This is a genomic window from Phytoactinopolyspora alkaliphila, assembly GCF_010550695.1.
In the GTDB taxonomy this organism is placed as follows: domain Bacteria; phylum Actinomycetota; class Actinomycetes; order Jiangellales; family Jiangellaceae; genus Phytoactinopolyspora; species Phytoactinopolyspora alkaliphila.
In genome coordinates this window covers 244,368-262,574 of record NZ_JAAGOB010000005.1, presented here as the reverse complement: position 1 = coordinate 262,574, position 18,207 = coordinate 244,368, and the positions used below count along the sequence as shown (strand labels likewise).

Here is an 18,207-nt window from a genome sequence, read left to right as displayed (position 1 = left end):
CGGATGTGAATGGACCGCCGTCAGAGATGGATGGGCTGGACCACCAGAATGACGATGGCGAGCGCCACCACGTAGACCGTGAAGTAGCGGAATCTCGCCTGGTAGAGGAGCTTGAGCACGGCGACGAGAGCGCCCGCCCCCACCACGGCCGCGACGACGAAGCCCATCGCGTACTCGCCCCATCCGATGGCGAAGGAAAGGTCAGGATCCCGGATGACGTCGACAGCTTGCACAGCGGTGGCGGCAAGGATGGTCGGAATGGCGACGAAGAAGCTGTACTCAGCCGCAAGCTTGCGGTGCATACCCAGCAAGAGCGCCATGGCGATGGTGAGCCCACTGCGGCTGAGGCCAGGCAGCAGAGCCGCGGCCTGCGCCACGCCGATCGCGATCGCCACCCATACGGTCAGCTGCCGGGCATCCCGCCATTGCGGCCCTGCGGTATCGGTCCACCAGAGGATCGCACCGGTGACGATGAGCGCCGCCGCGATGACGCCGGGGCTGGCGAAGGCCCCCGTCCCCACCGCTCGGACGACGAGCCCCAGAACACCGGTGACCGCCACGGTGATCATGCCGAGCCATGCCATCCGCAGGTGATGCAGGCCGTCCAGATCGCGCCGCGACGTCGCTTGCCGGACGTCGGTCCAGATCCCGGTCATCAACCGGCCGAGGCTGACCCGCATGACCACGACGATCGACACCAACGTGCCGGCGTGGACGACGACGTCGAACAGAATCATCTCTGGCGAGTCCTGGTCCGCCATGGCGGACCCCCGGTCGAGCAGCCAGTGCTGGGTCAGGGCCAGGTGGCTGGTCGAACTCACGGGAATGAACATGAACAGGCCCTGCACCAGGCCGAGAAGTGCAGCCTCCCACAACGTCACGTCTCGTCTGCTCCGTCAGCTTCCGGCCCAACCATGCGCTCGACCCTATCCCCGGAGCTCGGAGATCAGATCAGGCCCACTCGCTCAGCCAAGAAGTCTTCCCAGGTCCGCTTGCCCACTGCATGGTCGGGCGCCAGGTTGGCTCCGTCCCGATACGCCGCGGCGGCCTTCCCTGGTTGCCGGAGCGGCACGACGAGCCGGCGCTTACGGCTTGCCCGGAGACAGTCACGCAGTAGGTGAGCCATGTCATAGATCCGCGGGCCGCCCAGATCGTCCACCAGGCCTTCCGGCCTGGCGAACGCCAGCTCCACGAGTCTGTCCGCCACGTCGCCGGCGTCGACCGGCTGGAATCGGACCCCGGACAGGGTCGGTATCACCGGCAGCTTCGCCATCGCCTGCGCCATGGTCAAAATGAGGTCGTGGAACTGGGTGGCCCGCAGGATCGTGTACGGCACGCCTGACTCGCTGATGATCCGTTCTGCGGCCAGCTTGGCGGCGAAGTAGCCGAACATGGCTCGGTCGGCTCGGCTGACCACAGGGACCCGGTCGGCACCCACCACCGAGATGTACACCAGGTGTGAGACTCCGGCCCGCGATGCGACCGAGACCAGATGCCGGGCCTTGTCGTCGTCGCCCTTCGCACTGCCCGCGCAGTGCACGACGGTCCGGACACCGCTCACGGCGGCATCGACCCCCTCGCCGCTGCCCAGGTCGCCGGTGACGTACTCGACCCCGTCGGAACCATCGGCAGCTTGGTGACGGCTCAAGACCCGCACGGCACATCCGGCATTCTGCAATCGAGCGACGACGAGTCTCCCGAGCGTGCCTGTGCCGCCGGTAACCAGTATGGGCCCGATGGCGCGTCCGTCCTCTTCCGCCGGCCACTGCATGTCTGCTCCTCTTCGCTGGGCTTAATCTGAGTTCAGACCGTCGCACGGCACACGGCCCGCCGCCGGAGCGGGTGCGTCTTCGGTCTGCTGCCATGACACGCCTCGACGAGAGAATGTGACCGGTGAACGAAGACGACGTGCTCGCCGAGCGTTTCGAGGAGCACCGCGTCCACCTTCGGGCCGTGGCCTACAGGATGCTGGGCTCACTGAGTGAGGCCGACGACGCCGTGCAGGAGGCATGGATCCGGTTGAACGGCTCGGCGTCGGAGGACATCGAGAACCTCGGCGGGTGGCTCACGACGGTGACCGGCCGGGTGTGCCTCAACATGTTGCGTGCACGCAAGGCCCGTCCCGAGCAGCCGGTCGGCGCGCACATACCGGACCCGATCATCAGCCACCCGGATGGCCCCGACCCAGAGCACGAAGCGATGCTCGCCGACTCCGTCGGTCTTGCCCTCCTTGTTGTGCTCGACACATTGGCACCGCCCGAACGTCTCGCGTTTGTGCTACACGACATGTTCGCCGTCCCGTTCAGCGAGATCTCCTCAATCGTGGGGTCCTCCCCGACGGCCGCCAGGCAGCTTGCCAGCCGAGCTCGCCGCCGGGTGCGGCAAGCGGCTCCGGCGCCCGATCTTGACCTCGCGCTCCAGCGCGAGGTCGTCGACGCGTTCCTGACCGCGTCGCGCGAGGGTGATTTCGCCGCGCTCATCTCGTTGCTGGATCCCGACGTCGTGCTGCGATTCGACGGCGGCCAGGCGAGACCGGCGCTCTCGGTCGTGGTGCGCGGCGCCAAGGCCGTGAGCGAGCAGGCTCGCATCGGCGCCCGCTTGGGCGTGTCCGTCAAACCCGTCCTGGTCAACGCTGCGGCCGGCGTCATAGTCGCGCCGCGCGGCGCACCGGTGGCGATCATGGGGTTCACCGTCCGTGGCGGGCGGATCGTCGCCATCGATGTGCTTGCCGATCCGGTCCGAATCGGCCAACTCGGAGTGTCCGCCTTCGTCAGTTGATTCCCGGCTGCCGCATAGGCCACGTCACCGCGCCACGTCTTCTGCGACAACCGACGATGGCTCCCAGACGATGGCTCAAGACGTCGCCGGGCGGTCAGGTGCTCCGGCCCAGCAGGCGGCGCACAATGCGCCGCCACAGAGAGCCGGTGTTGAATGGACGGACGGTGACGGAGGAGTGCACCGCCTCGCCGGTGAGCCGGAGCCGGAGCGGCATCACCGGGCCGCGCGCCCCGCTGGTACTGGGTCCGACGCCGTCGTCGGCCGCCTCCTCAAGACCCGGCAGCCTGATGGACGAGTACCGGAGGTTGATGCCGTCATCCGCAGCGGTGGTGCCCGGCGGAACGATCAGGCGCAACGACGAGTGTGTGACCGTCAGATGCACCTCGATGTCAGAGGACAGCGGAACCGCCTGGGTCAGATCGAGCAGGATCGAGCCGTGCGTGGCTTCGAGAGACTGCCTGCTGGTTTCGCGACATGGTTCGTCACCCGGGGGTGGAGGTCATCCGAAGCGTTCAGCCGGTCACAAATGAACTGCTCACAACAGGCCCCTCTTCACGAGATTGCCCATGAGATCACGCACGCCGAAGGTCCACGGTTCGCAATCTTCGGCGTGTCGGACACGGTTCACCAACGTCCCGAGCGCGGGGCAGCCGATTCTCACAACGTCACCGACCTTATGCGTGAACCCTTCGCCGGGCCGGTCGCGATCCTGAATAGGCGCGAACATAGTGCCGAGCATCAGAACTGCACCGTCGGGATAGTGGTGGTGAGGGCCTATCAGCTGCCCAACCAGCGCTTCGGGATCGCGGGACATGCGGGCCATCTCCGAGACCGCATCGAGGCGGAAGCCGTCCTCACCGTCGATGCTCAGACTGACGTCGAGCCCTCGCACGCTTTCCAAGTCGAACCGCGTATCGAAGAACCGGATGAGTGGACCCAGCGCGCATGACGCGTTGTTGTCCTTCGCCCGAGTAAGCAGGAGCGCAGATCGGCCCTCGACATCGCGGAGGTTCACGTCGTTGCCGAGAGTCCCACCGACGATCCGGCCACTGGACTGAACGATGAGAGCCACTTCGGGCTCAGGGTTGTTCCAGTCGGAGGCGGCAAGCACGCCGACAGGCACAGCGGTTCCCACGGCGGAGAGGACCTGGCCTTTGGTGAAGATCTCGGCATCAGGACCGATCCCGACCTCGAGGTACTGGCTCCAGATACCCGCGGCGACGAGGAGGTCTTTCAGCCGCGCCGCCTCCTCGGATCCCGGCAGCAGATCGTGCAGATCCGCACCGACGTCGGCGAGCATACGGCTGCGGATGTCCGCCGCAAGCGCAACGTCGCCACGAGCACGTTCCTCAATGACACGTTCGATCATGGAAACCGGGAAGGTCACTCCTGCGGCTTTGAGCGCCTGGAGGTCGACCGGGGCAAGCAGCCATGGCCGGCCTTGATCCCGGCTCGATGCCCCCGTATTGGCGAGCAGCGCTTCGAAGCTGCCTACGCGCGGCCCGTCGAGACCGTGGACGACGGCCGCCGGGTCCGGCTGCTCACAAATGTCCCGCACGGTTGGGTACTGCGCGCTGACATCGAACACGTCGCCGTTGCGCACGATCACCGGTGACGGCCCGTCGGCAGACGGATCCCAGATACGACCGACCAGGACGGTGGACTCGGCATCGGTCGGCAGCGCGTCCGCGGCACATCCGTACCAGTCGGCCGCGGCATTCACAGTGTCAGTCGATGAGAGGGTCACGTGCCGTCTCCTAAGTTGAAGAACGACCGCTCGTCCGAGGGCCGGATGTCGAAGACGGCGTCGTGGAAGAGACGCATGGGGTGGGGCGTGAACGGATGCATAGCTATGGTCTGACCGAAGGTCGAGGCCGCGAAGGTGAGCGTTGTGACGCCACCGCTCTCGGATCCATTGCCGGCATCGCCGTCGGCGTCACCGCCAGAACCCTCCCTGTCAGCGCCACAGGCGGTCAGGAGGAGCGCCATCGCTCCGATCATGCTGATCACCGCCACCACACTGCGGCGGACGCGCTGCTTTCGCATCGTTACTCCTTTGAAGAAGTTCACGGGCTGACTCGAACGGCGTTCTCATGTTGCAACGATCGTAGGGAAATATGCAACGCTGTCCAGTGGTAGTTACATTTGACGTCTTGTGACATTGCGTATACCGCAACCAGGGAGGAACTGTGGCGCAAACCGTCCAGCGTGCGATCAGCCTCATCCGTAAGTCAGCCGAGCACCCACTGAGCCTCACGGACGCCGCGGAGGTGCTGGGTGTTCACAAGTCGACGGCCTTGCGTATTCTTCAGACGCTCGAGGCTGAGCGATTCGTGCGCAGGACAGGAGCCGGCACCTACGTCCTCGGCAGCGGACTGATCGAGCTGTCGGAGCTCGCGCTCGGCTCAATGGATCTTCGCCAGTTTGCGGCTGAGCACCTTCGCCAGCTTCAGCAGCAGACAGGTCACACCGTGCATCTCGCTCAGCTGACCGGTGACGAGATCATCTATATCGACAAGGTCGACAGCCCGGCGTTCGACGCCGTGAAGCTGCCGTCGCGGGTCGGGCGAGCGGTCTCGATCTACGCGAGCGCTGTCGGCAAGGTCATCCTCGCCCACGTTTCATGCGAGGAACGCGACCGACTGCTCGCACACGTCGAGTTCAAGCAACACACCGATACCACCTTGGCTGACCGTGAATCGCTCGAGGCCGAACTCACCCGCGTCAGTGAGCGCGGCTGGGCCACAGACAACGGTGAGCATGACGCGTACGTCATGTGCGTTGCGGTACCGATCAGGGACTCGCGAGGACAGGTGATCGCCGCCGTATCCATCACAGCGATCGAAGTCATCGCCACCCTTGACCAGCTGAAGGAGAAGCTGCCTCTTCTGCTGAACACCGCGACGCTGATCTCGAAAGAACTCGGATACGTGACTGAGTCCCAGCCACCCGCACCGCAAGACTGAGAAGCTCGACGCGCCATCTGAACCGGCTCCAGTGTCGGATGGCGTGTGCCTGTGATGACACCTCCCCCGAGGGAGGCGCCACCACAGGTTATGGGGCCGGTTAGCTGGCCGGTGTGCTGTGTGACTCGTTGAACAGTTCATCGCCCTTGTATTGGGCGACGACGGGTTCGTCGAGGAGTGCACCGTCGACGGCCTTGCGCAAGGTGGCGACGCCGTTGCGGACCTTCGCCGATTCGAGGTAGGTCTCACCGGCGTAGAACTCGACTGTCCCCGAGGGGGCGGCCACGCTGGTGTTCACCGTGTCCACCGTCGCGGTCGCCGTCACCCGGACCATGTGCGAGCTCCCGGCCTGCGTGGTGTCCAGGTCCAGCTCGGTCGTGGTCGTCCGGAAAGCCACGTTCCGCAGGTAGAAGTTGAGCAGCGGACGCCACACGTGCCAGGTGTGCATACCATCGACGTGGTAGTCAGTGACATCGACACCTGCCTCCTTCAGAGCCTCGATCCGTATCGGGTGTTGGCCACGACAGTGCCGCCTTGCCCACGGTTATTGAAGAGGTGGTCTTGCAGGCCGGTGCCAATGTGGATGCCGCCTGGCACCGCCTTCATCCGCTCGATCTGGTCAGCGTTCGCGACGGGCCCGGTGATACTCCACGGGGCGTGGTAGCCGAACAGCACGGTGTGGTCGTAGAAAATGGTGAACGCGCGGCAGCCACCGGCGGAGAACCCGGCGAGGGCGCGGTCTTCGGCGCGAGTGGCGACGTTGTAGTTCGCCTCCACATACGGGATCACGTTGTCGCGCAGCTCGTTCGCATAACCGTTGTTGCCGCCGGGCAGGCCGTTGAAGTCGGTGGAAATGATCACCATCGGCTGCACGGCGCCGGCTGCGATCGCGTTCTCCAGGATGTAGTGAGCCACCCCTTGCATCGTCCACGCGGTGGAATGGTCACCACCACCGTGGCTGAGGTACAGCGTCGGGTATGGGGTAGCCCGATCGGCGTCGTAGCCGTGCGGCAGGTACACGACTATGTCATGCACGCCGCCGACGGGTTGTTCGACAACGGCGACGGATACCGCACCTGCTCCAGCGAGCCCATCCTCGACGCCTCGACCGGCGCCTGGTAGTCGTTGTCGTAGGTCGGGAAGTCCGGATGCGACGGGACGAACGTCGTGCTGCGCACCGCGCCCGGAGCAATCGGATACGGCCGCTCCAGCTCCCACGGTTTGGCCGGATCAGGATGCAACGTGCAACCGGTCGCCAGCTCGTTAGCGCAATCGTAGGTGAACGCGTACCGATACGAACCCGCAGGCAGCGGAACCGTGATCTCCCAGATTTCGTCGTCCCCCTCCTCGGCAACGTCAACCACGGCGTCGCCGCCATCATCCCCGGCCGCCATCCGCCGGGTTTATCCGATCCGAGAGGTGCGTTCAGCGTCGCTCATCGCGGCCGAGTCCCCGGCGCGCATCCATCCGCGTCGTTCGCGGCATGACTAACCCCCAAGCGGATCGAAACCGCGCTTGGCGTCAGCGCGCTGTCGTCGAGCTCGCATCCGACATGTGGCCCCATGGGTTGAGACATCGGACGCCGAGGGGTTCGAAATGCTTGGTGTTGCGCGTCACGACGGTCATATCGGAGGTCTGTGCGATGGCGGCGATGAGCGCGTCATCGAACGGCGCGTGCTCGGGAACCCGGTACGTGGCAAGGATCCGGGCGGCCGCCAGGTCGAATGGCAGTACGCGGTTGGCGAACGTGGGCAACATGTGCTCGTCGAACCACCGGCGCAAGATCTCTCCCTGCGCTGAATCGGATCGCTCCTTCGCGACGACTCCGCGCTCGATCTCGGCGACAGTCGTAGCCGTCACGAACTGGTCGGCCACGGGGATCGACGCCGCCCAGGCTTCCACCGGCCGATTGCGTCCTCGGACTCGCAGCGCGGACACCACATTCGTGTCCAGGACGTACTTCACAGCTCAGGAGTTCGCGCGGCCAGGCCCAAGCGATCGGGCTCGAACTCGATGTCGGCGCCCTCATCCGTGCTCAGCAGATCGACGATCGTGACGGGCTCACCCTCGAGGCCGTCAGCGAGAATCTCGCGGGCTTCCGCCTCGACCGACCGGCGATGCTGCTCGGCGCGTGCGCGAAGGGCAGCCTTGGTCCCGACTGGAAGGTTGCGGATCAAGATCTGCTCCATGGAGACACCTCATTCCGATATCGTCCTAACGATATCACTTCAGGAATGTGGCCACCACCGCGTTGCCACGCACGTCGGTCAGCCGATAAGTTCGGGCGGGAGACGGCACCGGCGGCTACGACTGGGTCACCTCCCACACCTTCCGCAAAACCGTCGCCACCCGCCTCGACCAAGCCGGACTCACCGCCCGCGAGATCGCCGACCACCTCGGCCACGAAGAACCCAGCATGACCCAGAACGTCTACATGGGACGCGGCGTCGCTCCACCAACGCCGCCACCGCACTCAGCCCGACGAAGTGAATCATGGTCGTAAAGTGGTCGTGAAACTGGAAAGCGGCCGATCAGAAATCTCTGACCAGCCGCTTTCGGAACGCGCGCCCCGAGGGATTCGAACCCCCAACCTTCTGATCCGTAGTCAGATGCTCTATCCGTTGAGCTAGGGGCGCGTGGCCCATCTTGCGGGCCAGAGAAGAGTGTACCGGCCATCCTGGCCGGAGGCGAAATCCGCACGTCGGCAGGACGACAATGCCTACAGCGCGGTTCACGCCCCTAGAGAACCCGTCTGGTACGGACCGAGAACTATTTTGGTACGGTGAGGTCATTACCAGTGCCCGTTTTATACGTATTTTCGGCGCTGCTTGTGACTCTGTTCACGGCTTCGGCCGTTCCAAGACGTGAGATTGGCTACCTACTGTCGTAGCAATTCGCGAATCACCGCCCGCTCCAGAATGGCCTGGCTCGGGTGACGTTCGCCTATCCGCCGTCGGCCCCGCATAGCCGGCGTGACAGCAAAGAGGTGAGCCGACCGCCATGACAGCCATCGCCGATCATCACGTCTCCCACAGCTTCGACGACGTTCCTACCTCGCACCAAGGCCTGATCGCGTGGATCCGGGAAGTCGCCGATCTGACTCAGCCGGACCGCATCCATTGGTGCGACGGCTCGGACGCGGAGTGGACCGCCCTTACCGACGAGCTCGTCGCCGCGGGGACACTCGTACGTCTAGATCCGGAGACGAAGCCCAACTCGTTCTGGGCGCGCACCGACCCCACGGATGTCGCCAGGGTCGAGGAGCGCACCTTCATCTGTTCGGTGGACGAGGCCGACGCTGGCCCCACGAACAACTGGCGCGACCCGGCCGAGATGAAGGCCGAGATGACGGAGTTGTACCGCGGCTGCATGCGTGGACGCACCATGTACGTCATCCCGTTCTGCATGGGGCCGGTGAACTCGCCCAACCCGATGTTCGGCGTCGAGCTCACCGACTCCGCCTACGTCGTGGCCTCCATGCGCATCATGGCCCGGATGGGCACACACGTCCTGGAGGCCATGGGCAGTTCCGCGGACTTCGTCCCCTGCCTGCATTCCGTCGGCGCCCCGCTCGAGCCCGGCCAGCAGGACGTGCCCTGGCCGTGCAACCAGACGAAGTTCATCACGCAGTTCCCCGAAGAACGGATGATCTGGTCCTACGGCTCCGGATACGGTGGCAACTCGCTGCTCGGCAAGAAGTGCTACTCCCTGCGCATCGCAAGCGTCATGGGCCGCGACGAGGGCTGGCTGGCCGAGCACATGCTCATCCTCAAACTGACCTCGCCGCTCGGCACCGTGCGCTATATCGCCGCGGCTTTCCCGTCCGCGTGCGGCAAGACCAACCTCGCCATGCTGGAGCCGACCATCCCGGGCTGGAAGGTGGAGACTCTCGGCGACGACATCGCCTGGATGCGGTTCGGCGACGACGGCCGCCTCTACGCGCTCAACCCCGAGTACGGCCTCTTCGGCGTAGCTCCCGGCACCGGATGGAAGACCAACCCGAACGCCATGCGCACCATCGCGAAGGGCAACAGCCTGTTCACCAACGTGGCGCTCACCGGCGACGGTGACATCTGGTGGGAGGGCATGACCAAGGACGCGCCCGCGCACCTGACGGATTGGAAGGGCCGGGAGTGGACTCCGGAGTCGGACGAGCCGGCCGCACATCCCAACTCCCGCTTCTGCACACCCATCACCCAGTGCCCGATCATCGCCCCCGAGTACGACGACCCGCGCGGTGTGCCGATCTCGGCCATCCTCTTCGGAGGACGACGCGCGACGACGATACCGCTGGTCACCGAAGCGCGCGACTGGACCCATGGAGTCTTCATGGGTGCGACGCTGTCCTCGGAGACAACGGCCGCCGCAGCCGGCAAGGTGGGCGTGATCCGCCGAGACCCGATGGCCATGCTGCCGTTCATCGGCTACAACGGCGGCGACTACTTCGGGCACTGGATCTCGCTCGGCAAGGATGCCGACGCGGAGAAGTTGCCCAAGATCTTCTACGTCAACTGGTTCCGCCGGGACGAGGACGGCGGCTTCGCCTGGCCAGGGTTCGGCGAAAACGGCCGGGTCCTGAAGTGGGTCGTGGAGCGGCTGGATGGCACCGCCGAGGCCACCGAGACGCCGATCGGTCGTGTGCCGACCCCGGAGTCCCTCGACGTCGACGGGTTGGACCTCACTCCCCAGCAGTTGGAGCTCTGCCTGCGCGTCGACCCAGGCGAGTGGCGCGCTGAGGTGCCGGACATCACTGCGTGGTTAGAAAAGTTCGGGGACAAGCTTCCCACCCTGCTGTGGGCAGAGCTCGACGGTCTGAAGACTCGGCTCGGCATAACGTAGCCGGGTACGCAGGCTGGGCACCGGGGTACCGGTGCCCAGCCGTGTGACGTTTGCCGACACAACGCCCGGGTAGCCAGGGAACCATCGGGCAGCCCTGACGGGAGTCACATGACGGAGTACGGATATCACGCTTCGCACGAACAACTCGGGCCCGAGACTCTCCTGGAAACCGTGCGCCTCGCCGAAAAGGCCGGTCTCGACCAGGCTATGTGCTCCGACCACTTCGCGCCGTGGAGCAAGAGGCAAGGCCATTCGGGTCAGGCTTGGGTGTGGCTCGGCGCCGCCATGGCCACCACGAGCCTGCGCATGGGCGTGGTCTCTGCGCCTGGCGATCGATATCATCCGGCCGTTCTCGCCCAATCCGCGGCCACCATGGCCAGGATGTTTCCAGCGCGGTTCTGGCTGGCGCTGGGAAGCGGACAGGCCCTCAACGAACACGTCACTGGTCGCGGATGGCCAGACAAGGCCACTCGAAACAAGCGCCTCGCCGAATGCGCACACGTCATGCGCGCTCTACTGGCCGGCGAGACGGTCAGCCACGACGGTCTCGTCCGGGTCGACCGGGCGCGGCTCTGGAGCCTTCCGGAGCAGCCCCCTCCGATTCTCGGGGCGGCGGTCACGCCGCCGAGTGCCGCCGACGTCGCCGTCTGGTCGGACGGGCTGATCACTATCAACCAGGTCGGCGACGCGCAGGCTGACACACTGCGGGCATACCGCGACGCCGGAGGGACCGGTCCCGGAGTGCTCCAAGTTCACCTCTCCTGGGCGAATGACCACGCCACCGCCTTGGAGATCGCGTGCGACCAGTGGCGGGAGCCTATCCTCGGAGGGGATGTCGACTGGGAGCTCACCCTGCCAGAACACTTCGAGGGTGCGGGCCGGTTCATCGATGCCGACACGGTCGAATCCTTCGTCCGAGTCTCCCTCGACCTCGACGAACATGCGGACTGGCTGCGTCACCAGGCCGAGCTCGGATTCGACCGGATCATGATCCATCATGTGGGCAAAGACCAGCGCCCATTCATCGAGGCCTTCGGGGAGCACGTTTTGCCCCAGTTGCGGACAAGCCCATGAGCCAGAGCTTTCCGCCTATCGGCGAATACGCGTACCTGTCCGACTGCCACACCGCTGCCCTCATAGGCCCGGATGGCGCGGTGGAGTGGCTGTGCGCCCCGCGGTTCGACAGCCCCAGCGTGTTCGCTCGGATCCTCGACCGCGAGCGGGGCGGAGCGTGGGAGCTGGAGGTGTCCGGCACCCGAGTGGTCGAACGAGACTATGTCCCCGGCACACTCGTGCTGCGCAGTCGATGGGCCGGCGAACAAGGCGACGTCACCGTGTACGACTTTCTCGCCGCTCGCACGCCTCCAGGCTCCGCCGAGGTTGGACCGACAGGCCGCCTCGTCCGGCTTGTGACCTGTGATCAGGGACGAGCCCGAGTCCGCTCGCGCGTGCGCGCCCGGCCGGGTTACGGTGTCCGGGAAGGTCGCTGGGAAGCTTCCAGCCGGCAGATCATGGAACGCGAAGGGCTCCTGTTCTCCGCGGATCCGCTTCCCGCCCTCATGGAAGGTGGCTTGCCCGGGGTCGACGCAGAGCTGGCCGCGGGTGAGGCCGTTGCGATGGCGCTGGATTACCCAGCCACACCAACCGAGCCGGTCACCCGGGCGGACGCTGAGCGATTGCGTGACGAGACGGTCCGCGCCTGGCAACGCTGGTCCGCCCGCTCCGACTACGACGGCGCGGGCGCCACTCAGGTCCGGCACAGCGCCGTAGTGCTCCGGGGGATGCTGTTCGACGAGAGCGATGCGCTGATCGCGGCGCCCACCACCTCATTGCCCGAGTGGCCAGGTGGTCCCCGGAACTGGGACTACCGGTACATGTGGCCCCGCGACGCCGGCCTCGTGGTCCTTGAACTCCTTCGACTGGGCCACGAGGAGGAAGCAGGCCGCTACGTCGGTTTCCTCCTCAGCCGGTGCGACGACGCCGCAGCCCGGCTGGCGCCCGTGTTCTGTATCGATGGCGCCGAGGTCGCCGGGGAGAAGAATCAGGAACATCTCGCCGGCTATCTCGATTCGTTACCGGTCCGGACTGGCAACGAGGCCGCAACACAGCACCAGCTCGACGTCTACGGGCACGTCCTGGAGGCCGCTCTTGCCTATCACGAGGTGACCGGGAAGCTCACAGAGGTCGATCTGACCCGCCTGTGGCATGTGGTGGACATCAACGCGAAACGCTGGCGAGAACCGGATTCGGGCATCTGGGAGGTACAGGGGCCGGAGCGACATTGGACACACTCGAAGCTCTATGCGTGGGCGTGTTTCGACCGCGCCATCCGCCTCGCCGAACATGTGGGCAGCACACAGGTGCCGATCACCAGGTGGCGGCGCGAACGCGAGCTCGTCCGCGAGGACGTTCTCAACCACGAATACGACGATGCGGTGGGTTCGTTCGTGCAGTCCTACGGTTCGACGAACGTCGACGCGTCCCTCTTGCGGCTGCCACTGCTCGGATTTCTCGACGGAGACGATCCGCGCGTCGTGGCCACCCTGGAGCGCATAGACGCGGAGCTCGGAGACGGCACCGGCCTGATCCATCGCTACGATCCGGGCGCCACCGAGGACGGGATGGACAGTCCAGAAGGAGCGTTCTTGCTCTGCTCGTTCGAGATGATCTCCGCGCTTGTCTTGGCGGGCCGCGCCGCAGAAGCCGAGCGACGCTTCGCCGCATTGTGCGAACGCGCCGGCAGCCTGGGATTGTTCTCCGAGCAGATGACCACCGACGGCACAATGCTGGGCAACTATCCGCAGGCTTTCACCCACCTGAGCATTATCCAGGCGGCGCTGAACCTCGACGAAGCCGGACGAACCGACGCGCTGCATGGCTGGGCAGACCGACGCGGTGGCGTCTCACGCTGAGGCGATCAACGCCACCGCCTCAGCCGCCTAGGCGACCAGCTCCCACGGACCCCGCGGTTTGGCGCCGGGCTCCTTGCCACGGTTGCGCCGCGACGCTTCGTAGACGTCACCGTCATGCGTCACCCGGTCGCCGGCCACGTATACCTGCGCGGGATCCCAGGCGGGCCACGCCGGATCCGGCTCGCCCACGCGCTCCAGTACGACGTCATCCAACGTGCCCCAGGCACCGCCGGACAGCGTGAACGACGCAACCACACTGACCATGCCGTCGTCGCCCACAACTATGTCCCCGACCGTCGCCGTGCGCCACGTCCGCCAGCCGTCGAGCCGCAACTCAGCGTCGTACTCGCCAGCGGAGGTGGTGGCGGTGAGCCGCCGCGCATCGGTCGCCGGGCTGTCTCCGCCCTGTGCCGTGGCCGACAGCCGGTAGATGCCGGGCGTCAGACCCTCGACGCGCTGGGTGACGGTGAACTCGTACGGATCCGGCGCCCAGAATGCCACCGCCCGCGCACCATCGAAGGCGTCTCCAGTCTCCTGAACCGACGCGCCTTCACCGGCGATGGCCCACATGCTCAGGTCGGCGTCCTCGAAACTGCCGTTGCGCACATGATTGACCGGTCGGACGACGACGGTGGCCGTCACCTCGAGATCGGACTCCGTCAGGCCGCGGATCTCATACGTTCCCGGTCCGTCGACCGCCGCGACGTCGTCGTCGTTCCAGGCCACGGCATGGTTCTCCACCGAGCCGTCATTGAACGTCACCCGGACCGTCGGCGGCAGGCCGATCTCGTCGCCGTGGACGACCACCAGCTGAGGTGACTCGACGCCCACCACCTCCAGCGGCGCGACGGCTCCGGTGTAGACGTACCGGAACACCTGTAGAGACTCGAGGGGATGCCCCTCGAAGTCGAACAGCGCCTGGTTGTCCCACGCCGACCCGCCGTAGTACTGGCCGGCGTCGTCCGGGTCGTACTCGGCGGCGTAGCTCGTCGCCCAACCGGAGCCGTGCTCCTCCCAGAGCAGACGGTTCTGCTCGAGCTGGTCCGGCGGTCCGACCGGCAGCCACGCCGGCTCCCAGTAGTAGACGCCGAGCCCGGCATCGCCGAGGTCGTTCACCGTGGCGATGACGTCGCGCACCTTGTTGGCCTGCCCTTGAACGCTCACGGGATACCGTTCCATACCGGGGTCGCTGCTGATGATGTTCCCCGTGCCGTCACCGTCCTCGAGCGTGTAAGCCCACGAGGTCTCGGTGACGATGATCTTCTTGTCGTACGTCTCGGCGACGTGTGACAGCACCTCGCTGAGGTTCTCCAGGGTGCCGTGCCAGAACGCGTAGTAGGAACTGGCGAAGACGTCGTAGTCGACGCCGTGCTGGTCCAGCTGCGCGGCATATGTGGCGTAGTTGCCAGCCCGCTCAGGATTGGTGAAGTGCAGCGCAACGAGCGCGTCCGGGAAGACCTCCCTCACCGCGGCGCTTCCGGCGGAGAACATCCGGGCCCGATCGGGCCAGGCGCTCACACCGGAGACGGCGTGATTCGTCTCATTACCGACCTGAACCATACGGACGTCCACACCCGCGTTCCGGAACTCCTCGAGCGCCTCGCGAGTGAAGTCACCCAGCGCGTCGACCTTCTCGTCGACGCTCATGCCCTCCCAGGCTTTGGGCACGTGCTGCTTGCTGGGATCGGCCCAGAAGTCGGAGTAGTGGAAGTTGACCAGGACGCTCATACCGTGGGCGGTAGCCCTCTGCCCGATCTCGACCGCCCGTGGCACGTCGACGTTGCCACCTCCATACCCCCGGCCTTCGGCGTCCCAGGGGTCGTTCCACACCCGGATGCGGATGTCGGTGATCCCGGCGTCGGCCAGCACCGCGAACAGATCCGCTTTGTTGCCGGCCGTGTCGTAGAACGTCACGCCGCTCTCTTCAAGTGAGAGGACCGTCGAGATGTCGGCGCCATGAATGAAGTCCTCAGATAGGTCATGCACTTTCTCCACGAAGATCCCTGCCTCCACCGGTCCGCCATCATCCGGGGCGGCCGCCGCCGGAATCGTGAGAAGCAGTGCTCCGGCCACGGCCGTAGCAGTCAGGCCACGGACGCCACGTCGCTGGTGCGATGTCATAATCTCTCGCTTCCTATCGGTCGACCTCGATACAGACTCCGCCTGGTGCTGGTGGTCCTCCTTCCCGGGGCGATGATCAACCCTTGACAGATCCAGCAGTCAGTCCGCCGACGATGTATCTCTGCAGCAACAGGAAGAGCGTGAGGATCGGCAGGCTCGCGATCACCGCTCCGGCCGCGAACAGTCCCCAGTTCGCATTGAGCTGGTCGGAGACCCACGCGTACATGCCGACCGCGAGCGTCCAGTTCCTTTCGGAGGTGAGGATGATGCGAGCCAGGATGAAGTCGCCGAAGGCGCCGACGAACGACAGCAGTCCGACGACGGCCAGGATCGGAGTGACCAGGCGCAGGATGATCGTCCAGTAGGTCTGCGCATGGGTGGCGCCGTCGATCTTGGCCGCCTCGTCGATTTCCCGCGGGATCGTATTGAAGAACCCGTACATGAGGAACGTGTTGGTGCCGAGCGCTCCACCGAGGTACACGCAGATCAAGGCGAGCCTGGAGTTGAGGCCGAGGGCGGGCACGACATTCCCGAGCGCCAGCAACAGTAGGAAGATCGAGATGAATGCCAGCATCTGCGGGAACATCTGGATGATGAGCAATGCGGTCAACCCACCGCGCCGGCCGGTGAACCGGAACCGGGAGAACGCGTAGGCCGCGGCCGCTCCCATGAGCACCGATCCGGCCGCCGTCGCCCCCGCGATGATGAGGGTGTTGGCCATCCACGTCCAGAACTGGGTATCACCGAGTGCGGTGAAGTTGGCCGCGGAGACCGACCGGAACAGCTCCGTCGAACCGGTCAGGGTCCCGGATGAGGCGATGGCCGCTGAAAGGACGTAGGCCAGTGGAAAGGCCGCGTAGAACACGAGCAATAGACCCACCGGATATTTCCAGCCCACCTCTGCCAGCCAGCGTCGCCGCCGCACGGCCGCGGACCGGGAATCGACTCGCGCGGGGGCAGCCTGCATTGTCGTGGCCATCACAGGATCTCCTCGAGTCTGCGGGTACGCCGGAACGCGAACGCGGAGATCACACCGACGACGAGGAACACGATGATCGACAGCGCGCTGGCCAGGCCGTAGTCGGCCCGGCCACCGGCGACGCCTGAGATCTGGTAGATCATCGTGATGAGGATGTCGGTGTGCCCGAGCACCGCGGACGTGTCGGTGAAGCGGGGATGACCTTCGGTGAGCATGTAGATGATCGTGAAGTTGTTGAAGTTGAAGGCGAAGGACGCGATGATCAGCGGCGCCGTCGAGATGAGCAGCAGCGGCGGCATGACCGACGTCCAGGTCCGCCACCGGCCGGCACCGTCGATGCGCGCTGCCTCGAGCACATCACTCGGCAGTGACTGCAATGCTCCGGTACAGACGAGGAACCAGTAGGGAAAGCTCAGCCACAGGTTAACGCCGATGATCGCGAGCTTGGCCAGCCACGGGTCGTTCAACCACTCGATCCGTGTGCCGAAGAAGAAGAGGTCGTTGATGATCCCGTAGTCCGGATTCGCGTTGAGCATGCCGCGCCACAGCAGCGCGGACAGGAATGCGGGGAAGGCGTACGGGAGGATGAACAACATCCGCAGCACGTTCCGCCCCTGGACCCGAGGGTCGTTGAAGATGATGGCCATGACCAGGCCCATGAGGAAGCTCGTCGCGACGGTGAGGATCGCGAACGCGAAGGTCCAGGCTGCGATGCGCCAGAACGGAGCAGCGTAGTTGGTATCGGTGAACCCGCGCACGAAGTTGTCGAACCCGACGTATACCTGCCAGCCGACCGGCAGCGCGGTTCCGTCATCGGCGACGAACCGGCCGTTGTCACGCGCCCGGTAGACGACCCTGGTCTCGGTGTCGGTCAGCGTCTCGGCCTGCGGATCCCACTCCAGCATGGACCGGTACACGGTGCCGCGGGTGCCCTCACGGGTGCGGATGGAGCCGTCGTCGGCGTCCTCGGACACCGGCACCCGCAGGTCGAGCACCTGCCGCTGCAACGCCTGATCCCCCAGCAGGGTGGCCCGGTCGACCACGTCCCACCCGGAGACCGCGGTCACTTGGTCACCGTCGACCGTCGCGTCGGGCGCGGAAGCCAGCGGGCTGTCGGCACTTCCCACCTGCACCTGGCCGCCGGCCACGACGGCGAACCCGAGTTCGCCGTCGCGCTGGAGAATCGTCAGCGGATACGCCGGGGAGCCGTCCACCGCACGCTCGTTCTGGATGAGAAGGGCATCGACCGCCTGATCCTGGGTGCTGTTGTGGCCGGTCCCGTAGTTCGTCATCGCCACGTTGAAGGTGTAGACCATCGTGAAGAGCTGGAAGACCAGCAGGAACGCCATGCCGGGGAAGATGTACTTGGACGGCAGCGAACGCTTGCTGAAGTACACCCAGTCCGCCGCCACCGTGAGCGCGAGCATGCCGACGAGGATTCCCCACGAGCCTTCGACGTAGGAGGCCCATACGATTGCCAGGCCGACCGCGTTGATGGCCGCCATGATCACCAGCTTGACGATGAAACCCCAGCCGGTGCCGCGCCAGGCGCGGGCATGGGGCTCGCCGCCCAGGCGTGGCGGCGAGCCCTGTGTGCCAGCGTCGGGCATCG

General features: G+C 65.7%; 18 protein-coding genes, 1 tRNA gene and 1 pseudogene. 6 read left to right on the top strand and 14 right to left on the bottom strand.

The window, feature by feature from the left end; genetic code table 11:
* Positions 1 to 20 precede the first annotated feature (20 nt).
* Together G1H11_RS11420 and G1H11_RS11415 are read right to left on the bottom strand one after the other, a co-directional pair.
* Positions 21 to 881 (bottom strand): undecaprenyl-diphosphate phosphatase, encoded by an 861-nt coding sequence (locus G1H11_RS11420; RefSeq protein WP_163818676.1) that lies wholly within the window; start codon positions 879 to 881, stop codon positions 21 to 23.
* A gap of 65 nt (positions 882 to 946) precedes the next feature.
* Positions 947 to 1,771, bottom strand: coding sequence for an SDR family oxidoreductase (locus tag G1H11_RS11415; RefSeq protein WP_163818675.1), 825 nt, complete (start codon positions 1,769 to 1,771; stop codon positions 947 to 949).
* 122 nt (positions 1,772 to 1,893) lie between these two features.
* Between G1H11_RS11415 and G1H11_RS11410 the strand changes: the two genes are divergently transcribed.
* Positions 1,894 to 2,778 (top strand): sigma-70 family RNA polymerase sigma factor, encoded by an 885-nt coding sequence (locus tag G1H11_RS11410; protein ID WP_163818674.1) that lies wholly within the window; start codon positions 1,894 to 1,896, stop codon positions 2,776 to 2,778.
* A gap of 94 nt (positions 2,779 to 2,872) precedes the next feature.
* Here the strand turns inward: G1H11_RS11410 and G1H11_RS11405 are convergent, their stop codons facing one another.
* The 3 genes from G1H11_RS11405 to G1H11_RS11395 all read right to left on the bottom strand — a co-directional run bounded on the left by G1H11_RS11405 (position 2,873) and on the right by G1H11_RS11395 (position 4,824).
* On the bottom strand, positions 2,873 to 3,160 hold the full coding sequence (locus G1H11_RS11405; protein WP_163818673.1) for a hypothetical protein: 288 nt from the start codon (positions 3,158 to 3,160) through the stop codon (positions 2,873 to 2,875).
* A gap of 153 nt (positions 3,161 to 3,313) precedes the next feature.
* Positions 3,314 to 4,501: a fumarylacetoacetate hydrolase family protein gene (locus G1H11_RS25755; RefSeq protein WP_216843670.1), complete on the bottom strand. Its 1,188-nt coding sequence runs from the start codon at positions 4,499 to 4,501 to the stop codon at positions 3,314 to 3,316.
* 20 nt (positions 4,502 to 4,521) lie between these two features.
* The gene (locus tag G1H11_RS11395; RefSeq protein ID WP_163818466.1) at positions 4,522 to 4,824 is read right to left on the bottom strand and encodes a hypothetical protein; all 303 of its coding nucleotides are present in this window, start codon (positions 4,822 to 4,824) and stop codon (positions 4,522 to 4,524) included.
* A 143-nt stretch (positions 4,825 to 4,967) separates the two neighbouring features.
* Here G1H11_RS11395 and G1H11_RS11390 point away from each other — a divergent pair, with 143 nt between their 5' ends.
* Positions 4,968 to 5,744 carry an IclR family transcriptional regulator domain-containing protein gene (locus G1H11_RS11390; RefSeq protein ID WP_163818672.1) on the top strand — a complete coding sequence of 259 codons (777 nt, stop codon included), beginning with the start codon at positions 4,968 to 4,970 and terminating at the stop codon, positions 5,742 to 5,744.
* Between the two features lie 100 nt (positions 5,745 to 5,844).
* On the opposite strand, the gene G1H11_RS11385 is transcribed toward G1H11_RS11390, so the two are convergent.
* From G1H11_RS11385 to G1H11_RS11365, 5 genes are all read right to left on the bottom strand, one after another.
* Positions 5,845 to 6,192, bottom strand: coding sequence for an Ig-like domain-containing protein (locus G1H11_RS11385; RefSeq protein ID WP_163818671.1), 348 nt, complete (start codon positions 6,190 to 6,192; stop codon positions 5,845 to 5,847).
* Between the two features lie 41 nt (positions 6,193 to 6,233).
* Positions 6,234 to 6,779 carry an alpha/beta hydrolase-fold protein gene (locus tag G1H11_RS11380; protein ID WP_163818670.1) on the bottom strand — a complete coding sequence of 182 codons (546 nt, stop codon included), beginning with the start codon at positions 6,777 to 6,779 and terminating at the stop codon, positions 6,234 to 6,236.
* Entirely contained in the window at positions 6,767 to 7,138 is a 372-nt protein-coding gene (locus G1H11_RS11375; protein ID WP_163818669.1) for a hypothetical protein, read from the bottom strand. The genes G1H11_RS11380 and G1H11_RS11375 overlap by 13 nt, the downstream gene beginning before the upstream one ends.
* Positions 7,139 to 7,265: 127 nt before the next feature.
* Entirely contained in the window at positions 7,266 to 7,709 is a 444-nt protein-coding gene (locus G1H11_RS11370) for a PIN domain-containing protein (RefSeq protein WP_163818668.1), read from the bottom strand.
* Positions 7,706 to 7,933, bottom strand: a complete 228-nt coding sequence (locus G1H11_RS11365) for a FitA-like ribbon-helix-helix domain-containing protein (RefSeq protein WP_163818667.1) — start codon at positions 7,931 to 7,933, stop codon at positions 7,706 to 7,708. The genes G1H11_RS11370 and G1H11_RS11365 overlap by 4 nt, the downstream gene beginning before the upstream one ends.
* Before the next feature lie 113 nt (positions 7,934 to 8,046).
* On the opposite strand from G1H11_RS11365, the pseudogene G1H11_RS27020 reads away from it, so the two are divergent.
* Positions 8,047 to 8,247: pseudogene (locus G1H11_RS27020) on the top strand (tyrosine-type recombinase/integrase); the annotation flags it as partial.
* Positions 8,248 to 8,307: 60 nt separating this feature from the next.
* On the opposite strand, the gene G1H11_RS11355 reads toward G1H11_RS27020, so the two are convergent.
* Positions 8,308 to 8,380, bottom strand: a tRNA-Arg gene (locus G1H11_RS11355).
* Positions 8,381 to 8,744: 364 nt separating this feature from the next.
* On the opposite strand from G1H11_RS11355, the gene G1H11_RS11350 reads away from it, so the two are divergent.
* From G1H11_RS11350 to G1H11_RS11340, 3 genes are all read left to right on the top strand, one after another.
* On the top strand, positions 8,745 to 10,583 hold the full coding sequence (locus G1H11_RS11350) for a phosphoenolpyruvate carboxykinase (GTP) (protein ID WP_163818666.1): 1,839 nt from the start codon (positions 8,745 to 8,747) through the stop codon (positions 10,581 to 10,583).
* Positions 10,584 to 10,691: 108 nt separating this feature from the next.
* Positions 10,692 to 11,657, top strand: a complete 966-nt coding sequence (locus tag G1H11_RS11345) for a TIGR03885 family FMN-dependent LLM class oxidoreductase (RefSeq protein ID WP_163818665.1) — start codon at positions 10,692 to 10,694, stop codon at positions 11,655 to 11,657.
* Positions 11,654 to 13,495, top strand: coding sequence for a glycoside hydrolase family 15 protein (locus G1H11_RS11340; protein ID WP_163818664.1), 1,842 nt, complete (start codon positions 11,654 to 11,656; stop codon positions 13,493 to 13,495). The genes G1H11_RS11345 and G1H11_RS11340 overlap by 4 nt, the downstream gene beginning before the upstream one ends.
* 27 nt (positions 13,496 to 13,522) lie before the next feature.
* Here G1H11_RS11340 and G1H11_RS11335 read toward each other — a convergent pair whose 3' ends face one another.
* From G1H11_RS11335 to G1H11_RS11325, 3 genes are all read right to left on the bottom strand, one after another.
* A complete protein-coding gene (locus tag G1H11_RS11335; protein ID WP_163818663.1) occupies positions 13,523 to 15,616 on the bottom strand; it encodes a glycosyl hydrolase 53 family protein in 2,094 nt (697 codons plus the stop codon).
* A 76-nt stretch (positions 15,617 to 15,692) separates the two neighbouring features.
* Positions 15,693 to 16,595, bottom strand: a complete 903-nt coding sequence (locus tag G1H11_RS11330) for a sugar ABC transporter permease (RefSeq protein ID WP_163818662.1) — start codon at positions 16,593 to 16,595, stop codon at positions 15,693 to 15,695.
* Positions 16,595 to 18,205, bottom strand: coding sequence for an ABC transporter permease subunit (locus G1H11_RS11325; RefSeq protein ID WP_163818661.1), 1,611 nt, complete (start codon positions 18,203 to 18,205; stop codon positions 16,595 to 16,597). Before G1H11_RS11325 ends, G1H11_RS11330 begins: the two co-directional genes overlap by 1 nt.
* Between the last annotated feature and the right edge of the window lie 2 nt (positions 18,206 to 18,207).